The 11531-nt window shown below is 54.2% G+C and carries 11 protein-coding genes; 1 reads left to right on the top strand and 10 read right to left on the bottom strand.

Annotated elements, in window-relative coordinates; translation table 11 throughout:
• Window positions 1-93 precede the first annotated feature (93 nt).
• From LX98_RS02655 to ffh, 7 genes are all read right to left on the bottom strand, one after another.
• A complete protein-coding gene (locus tag LX98_RS02655) occupies window positions 94-480 on the bottom strand; it encodes a YraN family protein (RefSeq protein ID WP_496427421.1) in 387 nt (128 codons plus the stop codon).
• The gene (gene rnhB / locus LX98_RS02660) at window positions 477-1130 is read right to left on the bottom strand and encodes a ribonuclease HII (protein WP_496427422.1); all 654 of its coding nucleotides are present in this window, start codon (window positions 1128-1130) and stop codon (window positions 477-479) included. Before rnhB ends, LX98_RS02655 begins: the two co-directional genes overlap by 4 nt.
• 25 nt (window positions 1131-1155) lie before the next feature.
• On the bottom strand, window positions 1156-1614 hold the full coding sequence (gene rplS / locus LX98_RS02665; RefSeq protein WP_496427423.1) for a 50S ribosomal protein L19: 459 nt from the start codon (window positions 1612-1614) through the stop codon (window positions 1156-1158).
• A gap of 15 nt (window positions 1615-1629) precedes the next feature.
• Entirely contained in the window at window positions 1630-2394 is a 765-nt protein-coding gene (gene trmD, locus LX98_RS02670) for a tRNA (guanosine(37)-N1)-methyltransferase TrmD (RefSeq protein ID WP_496427424.1), read from the bottom strand.
• Window positions 2384-2926: a ribosome maturation factor RimM gene (gene rimM, locus LX98_RS02675; RefSeq protein WP_496427425.1), complete on the bottom strand. Its 543-nt coding sequence runs from the start codon at window positions 2924-2926 to the stop codon at window positions 2384-2386. The genes trmD and rimM overlap by 11 nt, the downstream gene beginning before the upstream one ends.
• 80 nt (window positions 2927-3006) lie before the next feature.
• The gene (gene rpsP / locus LX98_RS02680) at window positions 3007-3285 is read right to left on the bottom strand and encodes a 30S ribosomal protein S16 (RefSeq protein WP_496427426.1); all 279 of its coding nucleotides are present in this window, start codon (window positions 3283-3285) and stop codon (window positions 3007-3009) included.
• Window positions 3286-3344: 59 nt separating this feature from the next.
• On the bottom strand, window positions 3345-4733 hold the full coding sequence (gene ffh, locus LX98_RS02685) for a signal recognition particle protein (protein ID WP_496427427.1): 1389 nt from the start codon (window positions 4731-4733) through the stop codon (window positions 3345-3347).
• A gap of 162 nt (window positions 4734-4895) precedes the next feature.
• On the opposite strand from ffh, the gene LX98_RS02690 reads away from it, so the two are divergent.
• Window positions 4896-5132, top strand: coding sequence for a hypothetical protein (locus tag LX98_RS02690; RefSeq protein ID WP_496427428.1), 237 nt, complete (start codon window positions 4896-4898; stop codon window positions 5130-5132).
• A 113-nt stretch (window positions 5133-5245) separates the two neighbouring features.
• Here the strand turns inward: LX98_RS02690 and LX98_RS02695 are convergent, their stop codons facing one another.
• From LX98_RS02695 to LX98_RS02705, 3 genes are all read right to left on the bottom strand, one after another.
• Window positions 5246-6178 (bottom strand): hypothetical protein, encoded by a 933-nt coding sequence (locus LX98_RS02695; protein ID WP_496427429.1) that lies wholly within the window; start codon window positions 6176-6178, stop codon window positions 5246-5248.
• Window positions 6179-6194: 16 nt separating this feature from the next.
• Complete coding sequence (locus LX98_RS02700) at window positions 6195-8756, bottom strand: tetratricopeptide repeat protein (protein WP_496427430.1); 2562 nt, start codon at window positions 8754-8756, stop codon at window positions 6195-6197.
• Window positions 8757-8889: 133 nt separating this feature from the next.
• Complete coding sequence (locus tag LX98_RS02705; protein ID WP_496427431.1) at window positions 8890-11487, bottom strand: tetratricopeptide repeat protein; 2598 nt, start codon at window positions 11485-11487, stop codon at window positions 8890-8892.
• Window positions 11488-11531: the final 44 nt, after the last annotated feature.

The raw sequence follows: 11531 nt of genomic DNA on the forward strand, positions 1-11531 counted from the left end.
GGAACCATGGTTCCTGGGTGCGAGTACCCAGGAAGAGCTGCCGACTGTTCACCTTCGGACATTGGACCTCATGCAGAGGCCAACCTCTTTAATTTACCATTGCCAGTCGGAGCTGGAAACCTCAAAAGCCTGTTCCAGGTGAGTTAATTTCGGAGAACCCTCGGTGGTTCCCGCGACCAGGATAACATCAAACCGGCAAACTTGGTTGCTGAGGCCCTGTTGAGAAAGGTAATAGGACGCCAATTTTATAATTTGGCGTTTTTTGCGCGCATCGATGGCATAGGGAGCGCCGCCGAATTGATCGGTGCGTCGTCCTTTGACCTCAATAAACACCAGCGTATCATGGTGTTGCGCAATGAGATCCAATTCTCCACCTCCTACCCGCAGATTCCGCTCAAGAATCCGATAGCCCTTTTTCCGGAGCCATTCTTCTGCAAATTCCTCCGCTGATCGCCCAAACTGGTGAGAAGGCGTGGTCATGCGAGCGAGGGGACATTCAGGCAGGCTTGGACAGGTCCGAAGCTTCGTCGATGCCCGGGACAAGGGCCGAACTGCTGTAAACGTCTGAGATGTTCCGGTGTGGGATATCCTTTATGGAGGTGAAATTGATACTGAGGAAACCGTTCGTGATAGGAGATCATCATGCGATCTCGTGCTACTTTGGCCAGAATAGATGCGGCGGCAATAGACCGTGAAAGTTGGTCGCCTTTGATAACCGGTCGTTGAGGGACAGAAACCCTAGGGAGGCGCAAAGCATCAAGAAGGAGATAATCGGGTGGCGTAGCCAGGTAGCTAAGAGCCCGACAACCGGCCAATCGTGTGGCGCCCAGGATGTTGAGTTCGTCAATCTCCTGCTCTGATGCCAGTCCAACGGCCCAATCCAGGGCCCGGGTGGTAATGGCCTCATATAAGACGTCACGTTGCTGTTCAGTCAGGAGTTTGGAGTCGTCGAGAAGGACCGGTGACCACCGACGTGGAAGAATCACGATCGCGGCGACCACCGGCCCGGCCAAAGGACCGCGGCCAGCCTCATCCAGGCCTGCAATGCGCCGGTATCCAAGGGCTCGGGCCGCTTGTTCAAAATAATCTGTCGGGCCCGTACCCATCCATGAGGGAGAGTCGGTGTGCAATGAAAGGTGAGCCCTTTCTCCTGCGTTATTCCGCTACTTCCGTTGGTTCCGATTCACCGGTTTCAGGGACCTCGACTGCCGCCGCAGCATTTTTCACCGTTTTTGGTGTACGCGAAAACTCCCGTTCTGAAATTTTAGCAGCTTTGCCTTTTTTGTCTCGAAGGTAATACAACTTCGCCCGCCGCACTTGACCTTTTCTGATGACTTCGATGCCTGCCAGATTAGGAGAATGAAGGGGGAAAATTCGCTCGACTCCGACTCCAAAGGAAATTTTACGAACGGTAAAATTCTCGCATACCTTACGGCCTTTTCGAGCGATCACGAGTCCTTCAAACACCTGAATGCGTTCTTTGGCCTCTTCCTTCTTTTTCCCGTATTGTCGTTCTTCGACCACGCGCACTTTAACTCTGACGGTGTCACCTATTTCAAAAAACGGCACGGTTCCCTGTGCCAACGATTGCTCTAAACGCTCCAACAGATTCATGAGAGTCTCCCTCCTTCAAGGTCTCGTCGTACGACCGGACGTCGAGGTATAGTTGTGTTCAATCTCTTCCAATAACTCACGATCTTCACTGCTCCAAGTATGATGATTTAACAGATCCGGCCGTTTCAGCAGCGTCTGGCGCAAGGATTCTTTTCGACGCCAACGGCGAATGGCTTCATGGTTGCCGGACATTAAAATGTCGGGAACCGACATGCCTCGAATTTCAACGGGTTTCGTGAAATGAGGATAGTCTAACAGCGATTCCACAAACGACTCTCGTTGAGCAGAATGTGGATCCCCTAATACTCCGGGTATGAGACGCATGGCCGCATCGATCATCACGAGTGCCGCCAATTCACCACCGGTCAGCACATAATCCCCAAGGGAGAATTCTTCAACCCGCAAATGTGTTCGGACCCGTTCGTCAATTCCCTCATAGTGCCCACAAATAAATAACAAAGGGCGAGTATCCTGGCTCAGGTCATTCGCAAGTCCATGGGAAAACCGGATGCCCTGTGGAGAGGGGATGATGATGCGTATTTCATTGAGGTCCGGTGTTATCCGGTCAATGGCTTGAAAAATCGGTTCGGCCTTCATGACCATCCCGCCGCCACCTCCGTACGGCGTATCATCCGCCGTCCGATGTGGATCATGAGTATAGTCTCGAATGTTGTGGACATTGAGTGTGAGCAGGCCCTTATCCTGGGCGCGTTTCATGATACTCTGTGAGCTCACAGAGTGAATCAACTCCGGAAATAATGTCAAAATGTCACAACGCATACGTGGTATCCCACCATTCACGTGAGGTTAACCGCAAAACCTTATGGGGGAGGTCTACCATGGCAATGGTTCGCCGACTGGCAGGGACCAGAATTTCACGATCCTCATTTCGAATCACAAACACATGATGTTGGGGATATTCGAGCACTTCTTCTAATGTTCCTACGGGTTGTCCTTCGGCATCTTCAACCCTGAGCCCGATTAATTCAAACTGATAAAACGTATCAGTGTCCCTGGGAAGGTTCTGGTTCTCTGGAATCTTGATCCAGGCCCCTCGGTACAAGGCAGCGGTTTCCGGTGTCGAAAATGCTGAAAGTCCTAAAATCACCCCCTGGTTGATCTGCCGAACCGAGGTCACCAGGGTTTCAAGAATCCTTCCATCTGGAAGGGCCAGTGTCACCGTCTCTAATCCCTCAAACCGCCCGGGAACATCCGACAGCGATTCAATACGTACCTCCCCATGGACGCCGAAAGGCTTGAGAATCCGGCCAATGGTTACCAAGGAAGACCGGGATGGCTCAGGAGCATCCATAATTTAGCCATGAGTACGGTGGCATTCCAAAATGCAGGATAAACAGGGCAACCCTCTTCCATTACCCTGACATGCCGAGATTATTTGGCTGGGGCTTGTTTGGACTCCCGAAAGGCCTTCAAGATACCGGTTTGTCGTAATAACCCCCTGACCGAATCAGTGGGCTGAGCCCCATTTTGAAGCCAATTCAACACCCGATCTTCTTTAAACGACGCCTTATCGCTTCCCTTGAGGGGGTCATAGGTCCCAATGACCTCAAGGAACCGACCATCCCGCGGCATGCGGGAATCGGCTGCCACTACTCGATAAAATGGCCGTTTATGCCGGCCCACACGTGTAAGTCGCAAATGTACTGCCACTGGCAATCTCCTCTATCGTGAATATGAATGAATGAAAAAGCTCAAGGAGACTTCGTTTTTTACCGGGCATGGATAGCCCGGCGGATCAGCTTCCCGCGCTTTTTTCCTTTTCCCATCCCCATTTGCCCTCCGACCAGGGACTTCATCATGCGTCGGGCATCCAAAAATTGCTTGATGAGCCGGTTGACCTCTGGAACGGATGTTCCGCTACCTTTGGCCACCCTCTTTTTCCGATTCCCATTTAAAATCGTATGATCCCGCCTTTCGCGCGGGGTCATCGAATCGATAATCGCCACGACCCGTTTCATTTCTTTTTCGGGTACCTGAGCATTCCCGCCGCCGCCGGAATCCATCATCGTTTTAATCTTTTGCCCACCCGGGAGCATGTCTAAAATCTGATCGAACGACCCTAACTTATTCACCTGTTTGATTTGATCACGAAAATCTTCCAACGTCAGGGTATTACTCGAAACCTTTTTTTGCAATGCGACCGCTTGTTCCTCCGAAAAGTTCTCCTGGGCTTTCTCAATCAAGGTCAGCACATCACCCATACCGAGAATACGGGAGGCCATCCGGTCTGGATAAAAGGGCTCTAACGCATCCAGCTTTTCCCCGATTCCTAGAAATTTAATGGGTTTGCCTGTCGCCGCACGGATCGAGAGCACCGCTCCGCCACGGGCATCGCCCTCGACCTTCGTTAAAATGACGCCTGTGAGACCGAGGGCCTGGTTGAAACGTTCGGCCACAGCAACCGCTTCCTGGCCGGTCATGGAGTCGGCGATTAGCAAAACCTCCTGTGGCTTAACCCCCGTTTGGATATCGACTAATTCCTGCATCAATTCTTCATCGATTTGCAGTCGACCGCCGGTATCTAAGAGCACCACATCGTAGCCGTGATCACGCCCGCGAGTGACTCCATCCCGACAGGTTTGAACGGCCTGGGCGCCAGGTTGCCCCTCGTTCGTCCCACGATGGACCGTAATATCAAGGTCAGTTCCGAGTGAGGTCAGCTGATCTCCTGCGGCAGGGCGACGGGGATCGGCTGCGACCAACAGGACCCGCTTGCCTTCAGTTTTAAAATAATGAGCGAGTTTCCCGGTGGTGGTGGTCTTGCCTGAGCCTTGCAATCCGACCATCATGATGACGGTAGGGGGTTGAGAAGAGAGATGAAGGGCGCTTTGTTCATGGCCGAGAAGGTCCCGCAGCTCCTCCCAGACAACTTTCACCACTTGATGGGCGGGTGTGAGACTTTTCAGAACTTCCTGCCCGACGGCCTTTATACGAACCTTTTCAATGAAGTCTTTAACTATTTTGAAGTTGACGTCGGCTTCCAACAGCGCCAGGCGCACCTCTTTCAAGGCATCGGTAATATTCTCTTCAGTCAGAACGGCCTGGCCGCGTAACTGCTTGAAAACTTTTTCGATTTTCTCTGTCAGCGTGGTAAACATGGTAACGGGTCCAATGGAGAAAACACCATTTTAAGCAAACCCAAGACAATAGGGAAGAAACCTATCTTCTGTCAAGAAAAATGAGGTCTGGGAAATATAGTCATTGCCGGGTTTCGACCGGCAGCCGAGGTCCTTTTGTTTCGGCAAAAGGACCCAAAACCAATGACGCCCCGTCCGGCCTTATCCGATGAGACGAACGCAGCTCTCGGGAGGGCGGGCCAACTCGCTGTGCTCAAACAGGGCCCGCCCGTTGATGGGAGCGTTCGCCTCTGGGGCCGGGCGGCAGGCGTCGGACAAGGGGAGCAAGAGAGACGACAGGGAATTCCATATGACAAGGTAACCAATATTGACTTGACTCAAAGACAGGAATGCTTGGGAGATTATTTGGAAGCACTATGAATGTTGTCGGCGGGTAATCGACCATAGACAGCACATGTTGGCGGGCGGTGCCCGCCCTACCATTTAGAGGTTTACTCCTGTAGAGACGACTCGGTGAGGCGTCTTGGAGTATTTTAGAATTCAGGAGGAAGCCCGGATTGCAGGCTCACCGGGGCAAAGCTTTCGGCTAGGGGAGCGGCGTATTGGTCGTCGGTCCCGGCGGATTTAATGCCCCATTCCTTAGGTTTCACAAATTGTGTTCGATCCACCAGCACCGCATCGTCGGTAGTTCCCGGCAACAGCTTGGCCGTTTTCACCGCAAAGGCTACATAGCGGTCGCCAGAGACGGTCAGTTCATTGCCCGCAGTCTTTTTATAAGCCACGCTTCCCTCAACCTCCACCGGTAGGTTCGCGGCGGCTCCCACTTTGAGAGAAGGCGCCACGTCTTGGCCCTCCTCGGCCACGACCGTAAGCGACTTGGCCCGAAACACTTCATACGCCACATAAGTGGTGAGGCCCCGCTTGGCCCATTCCCGCACTTTGGTGCGAAACAGTTGGGAATCTCTTCGCGTCAAAAATTTCTCCAGACTGGCCACCTTCATCTTGCGGACCTTGGCATCAGGCATGTCAATCTTCACGGTGTCGGTCAGGCCCACATTCACTCCGGGAGAAAGCCGGAACACACTCACCAGAAATTCCAGTGCGGTCTTGGCGGAGAGAGTTGTCTGGCTATTGAAGCGGCGCAATACCGCATCTACCTCGTCCTTGGCCGAGCCGCCGAAGGTGCCGTAATCATGGTCGGGATCGGCCTCGCGGTCGACATAGTCCATGATATGATCGCCCAGAAAGGCTTCCTTCCCGCGGGTGAGAATAAGCGTGCCGGGTTGCACGTCGGTCCTGAGAACAGCCAAACGCGTCAAGCCTGATTGTGCAAAGTAGCGGTTGATCTCATCTTCCGGATCGCAGGAAAGCAAGCTAAAGGATACCACTATCAGCAACCCACCAAGAAGAAAATTCAGACGGAACCCTCTGGATTGAGATGAAGACGGAAACATCGTGAACGACATACGCACTCCTTCTGAATTAAGGGGATGTTTTTGCGGAAGATTGCGCTTCAATGGATTGCAGGGCCTGTTGCAGTTTGCGAATAACCGCATCTTCGTCAGAGGCCTGACCGCTGGTTTTCAGGAATTCCTGATAATTTCCGAACACGATGGCTACATTGGGATGGTCCGGTCCGAGTGTCCTTAAAAAAATCCAATAACTACTTTGGTAGAGGGGCTCGGCCTCGGCGTACTTCCCTTGGGCCTGATACAGCTCGGCCAGATTGTTGAGGTCGCTGGCGACATTCGGATGAGTGGGCCCAAGGGCGGCTTCATCAATCCGAAGGGTGCGCTGGTAGAGGGGCTCGGCCTCGGCGTACTTTCCTTGCGCCTGATAGAGGGCCGCCAAATTGTTGAGGTTCAAGGCTACGTGGGGATGGTCCGCCCCCAGGGCCTGTTCGTTAATGCGGAGGGCATTCTGGAGGAGGGGCTCCGCCTGGGCGTACTTCCCTTGGGCCTGATAGAGGCCCGCCAGGTTGTTGAGGCGAATCGCCACCGAAGGATGATTCGGCCCCAAGGCGGCTTCATTAATCTGGAGGGCGCGCTGGTAGAGGGGCTCCGCCTCGGCGTACTTCCCTTGGGTTTTATACAAGAGCGCCAGGTTGTTGAGGTCGCTGGCGACATCCGGATGAGTGGGCCCAAGGGCGGCTTCATTAATCCGAAGGGCGCGCTGGTAGAGGGGCTCCGCCTCGGCGTACTTCCCTTGGGTGCGATACAGCTCCGCCAGGTTGTTGAGGCTTTGAGCCACATCGGGATGATTCGGTCCAAGCGTCGCTTCTCGAATCCGGAGGGCGCGCTGGTAGAGGGGCTCCGCCTCGGCGTACTTCCCTTGGGTTTTATACAAGAGCGCCAGGTTGTTGAGGTTCAAGGCTACGTGGGGATGGTCCGCCCCCAGGGCCTGTTCGTTAATGCGGAGGGCATTCTGGAGGAGGGGCTCCGCCTGGGCGTACTTCCCTTGGGTTCGATACAGCTCCGCCAGGTTGTTGAGGCTGACTGCGAGATCGGGGTGGTGGGGATCAAGATTTTTTTCTCGTAGTTGGAGGGCTTGGATGAAATAGGACTCCGTTTCGGAGTATTTCCCGGCCCGTAAGCCACCCAGTCCTATTTCATTGATGATGTCTGGGGCCGTCGGCGAATGAATGTCGGCGCTTTTCTGATACCACGTGAAGGCCTCGGTAAATTTTCCGTCATAGGTTTCCATGCGAGCGCGTGCGAGATACAAGTCGTAGCGTTTGTCCCGTTCCGCTTGCTTGGCGGCCTCCGCTTTCTGTTGTTGTGTGAGCGCTTCTTGTCGGCTGTTTTCTTCGGCCTGTTCTTTTTTCTGTGACTGTTCCTGGGCTTTGGCAAAGAGGACGCGGGCATCCTTCATGCGATTGTCCGCAGTGGCGTGGAGGAACTGAGCGTAAAAATCTTCGGGTGCCGGGTCCAACCCCTTGGCCAGGGCTTCGGCTTCTTTGGGCAACTCGGGTTTCTCTTTGGGGTTGGGTCCCAGCGTTTGGAGGTGAGCAGCCAGAATGGCATTCATCTCTTTGGTGGTGAGATTGGCCCGGTAGCTGCTGCGCCAGACACGGACCTGCTCCCGTTGATAGGCCAGGAAGCCCTCGGAATGATTGGTGAGCATGTTGGGGGTCATGGGTTGCGAGAGGGCCTTGCGGTCATACAGGGCTCGTAATTGGCGGATGGTGTATTGTTTGAGTTCTTCCCACCGGAGGATGCCGTCCCCGTCCCCGTCGGCTTGCGCCCAGTCGGCTCCCATACCTTGGAGCAAGGCATAGGTGAAGGCGCTCATCTTGGGATACGCGGGATAGTCCAGGCTGAAGGATTCCTGAATGCCGCCACTGGAGGTAAGAATGGTCGTGTGTGGGCCCAGGTCCCCCAGGGTCAAACCTTGGGACACTGTGCCCGTGCCGCTGTAGCAGGCATCCAGGATCAGAACCAGGTTGCCTTCAAACCCTTTCCCCGTGGTGGTGTGGCGCGCTTGCACGATCAGGTCTGAAAATTTCACGCCCTGTCCGTCTCCCACTTTCACTTGTCCTGCGGTCTGCAGCCACAAGTCTTTGGGGCCCACCGCGCCATGCCCCGTGTAATAGACCACAAGCGAGGCCTCTTCTTCTTTCCGGCGGGCTTCATCGATGACGGCCATGATGGCGCTGGCCGTGGCCTGAGGACCGGTCAGGATGGGGTGCGCGGGATCCAGGGGCTGGTACCCCAGTGTGGTAAGGCTGTCCACAATGCGACTGCCGTCCACCTGAGCAAAGGTCAGGTCGGTCTCGGGCACATCGGTTTGATTGACGGCAATCACCAGAAAGTATTTTTTGTGTTTACTCCAATAGCGAAGCGGGCCGTCGGCGTCTTCGGGCGGGAGCGTGCTGAGTTTGACCAACGGATCGGAAAGCGTCGAACCGAGTGCGGCGTGGCCGGTGGTTGTGGAGAAACTGATTGAGAAACACCCAAGAATCACAACGAGGACTGTGACGGTGGACAGAGCCTTCCGGAGTTTCCGGGGAAGGATGAACGATGGGTTGAGCAGGGTTCTTTTCATATGGCCCAGGCATCCTCACAGGGCCACTATTACGAAAGTGAGCAATAATTGCAAACACTGCCTCAGTGTTCCCTTAGGATAGCTTGGGATAAACATTCTGGGGGACATCCGCTTTTGGCGAAGTCCAGCCATTTTAAGGAGCTGAAGAAAATACGGGAGAGGCTTGGGAGTCCTGGGCCTTTTGCAGTTTGCGAGTAACTGCATCTTTGTCAGAGGCCTGTCCGCTGGTTTTCAGGAGATCCTGGTAATTTTCGAACACCGTGGCTACATTGGGATGGTCCGATCCGAGTGTCCTTAAAAAAATCCAATAACTTCTTTGGTAGAGAAGCTCGGCCTCGTCGTACTTCCCTTGGATGCGATACAGTTCTGCCAGGTTGTTGAGGCGAATCGCCACCGAAGGATGGTCCGGTCCCAGGGCGGTTTCCGTAATCCGGAGGGCGCGCTGATAGAGGGGCTCGGCCTCGGCGTACTTCCCTTGGGTGCGATACAGTTCTGCCAGGTTGTTGAGGCTGATCCCGAGATGGGGGTGATTGATGTTGAGGGCAGCTTCATTAATCCGGAGGGCGCGCTGATAGAGGGGCTCGGCCTCGGCGTACTTCCCTTGGGCCTGATAGAGGCCCGCCAGGTTGTTGAGGCTTTGAGCCACATCGGGATGATTCGGTCCAAGCGTCGCTTCTCGAATCCGGAGGGCGCGCTGGTAGAGGGGCTCCGCCTGGGCGTACTTCCCTTGGGTTTTATACAAGAGCGCCAGGTTGTTGAGGTTCAAAGCTACGTCGGGATGGTCCGTCCCCAGGGCCTGTTCGTTAATGCGGAGGGCGCGCTGGTAGAGGGGCTCCGCCTGGGCGTACTTCCCTTGGGTGCGATACAGCTCCGCCAGGTTGTTGAGGCTGACTGCGAGATCGGGATGATTCGGTCCAAGCGTCGCTTCTCGAATCCGGAGGGCATTCTGGAGGAGGGGCTCCGCCTGGGCGTACTTCCCTTGGGTGCGATACAGCTCCGCCAGGTTGTTGAGGCTGACTGCGAGATCGGGATGATTCGGTCCAAGCGTCGCTTCTCGAATCCGGAGGGCATTCTGGAGGAGGGGCTCGGCCTCGGCGTACTTCCCTTGGGCCTGATACAGGCCCGCCAGGTTGTTGAGGCTCATTCCAATGTCCGGATGTTTTGGATCCAGATCTTGTTCACGTTGTTGTAGGGCTTGTTGTAGATAGGGTTCCGCTTGGGGATATTTTCCGGCCCGAAGGCCCGCCAGCCCGATTTCGTTGATGAGGTCCGGGGCTTCCGGCGGCCTAAGGTCGGCGGTTTTTTGATACCAGGTGAAGGCCTCCGTGAATTTGCCGTCGTAGGTTTCCATGCGTGCCCTGTCCAGATACAGGTCGTAGCGTTTGTCCCGTTCGATTTGCTTGGCGGCTTCCGCTTCCTGTTGTTGTTTGAGCGCTTCTTGTCGGCTGTTTTCTTCGACCTGTTCTTGTTGCTGTGACTGTTCCTCGGCTTTGGCAAAGAGGACCCGGGCATCCTTCATGCGTTTGTCTGCAGTGGCTTGAAGGAACTGAGCATAAAAATCTTGAGGGTCCGGGTCCAGCCCTTTGGCCAGGGCTTTGGCTGCTTGGGGCAACTCGGGTTTTTCTTTGGGATTGGCCCCCAATGTTTGGAGATTAGCCCCTAGGGCTTTACTGACTTCTTTCGTTTGCAGGGCGGTGCGGTAGGGGCTTGTCCTAACCCTAACTTGGTCTCGCCGATAGGCCAACATGTCGGTTTTTTGGTTGCCTACCCAGGAGGGATCCATGTGCCCATCTATCAATTTTTTCTCAGACCATGAGCGAAGTTGGTTGCTGACATAAATGCGCATTTCCTCAAAACGAAGAATTCCGTCGTGATCGTGATCGGCCTTGACCCAATCTGATCCCATCCCTTGCAAAATGGCATAGGTAAATGCACTCATCCGAGGAAGGGGGGGGTTGAGAGGGAGGGAGGTTTGATTTTGCGAACTCGATGTAAAAATGGTGGTCTCTTTACCTAATTCTTCCAGGGTGAGACCCTTGGAAAGGGTTCCGGCTCCACTCGAGCAAGCGTCAATGATGACATAGAGCTGCCCTTCAAATGCCGATTCGCCGTCCTTTTGTCGTATCTGGTGGATGAGTTGGGAAAGAGGGATCCCTTGTCCCTCTTTATATGCGGCCTGTCCAAAGGTTTGCAGCCAAAGATCCCTCCCGCCTCTGATTCCGTGCCCAGTAAAATACACTAATATAATGTCTTCCTGGTCTACGGGCTGGGCATGAGCCTTTGTTAAGGCCTCAAGGATATAGCTGCCCGTGGCTTTTTCTCCTGACAGAATAGGGTGCTGAGGATCTAAAGGTTGGTACCCTTGGGCCGTCAGCGTTTGTTGAATCTCCTTCGCATCGACAAGCGTGAAGGGCAGATCTATATTGGGAGATTTTTCTTTGTCAGTTGTTCCTTTCGATTCAGATTTCTTTGTTTTCTCAACGGCCACAATGAGAAAGAATTTCTGCTTTTTGTGCCAATATTGGTAAGCGCCGTCCTTCTCTTCAGTAAGAAGCGTGCCGAGTTTGATAAGCGGTTCCGGCAGAGTCGGATCGAGCGCGGCGTAGCCAGTGGTTGTGGAGAAACTGATTGAGAAATAACCAAGAATCACAAAGAGGGCTGTGACGGTGGACAGGGTATTCCGGGGTTTCCGGGGAAGGTTGAACGATGGGTTGAGCAGGGTTCTTTTCATATGGCCCGGGCTTCCTGATAGGGCCACTATTACGAAAGTGAGCA

Source organism: Nitrospira marina (genome assembly GCF_059568365.1).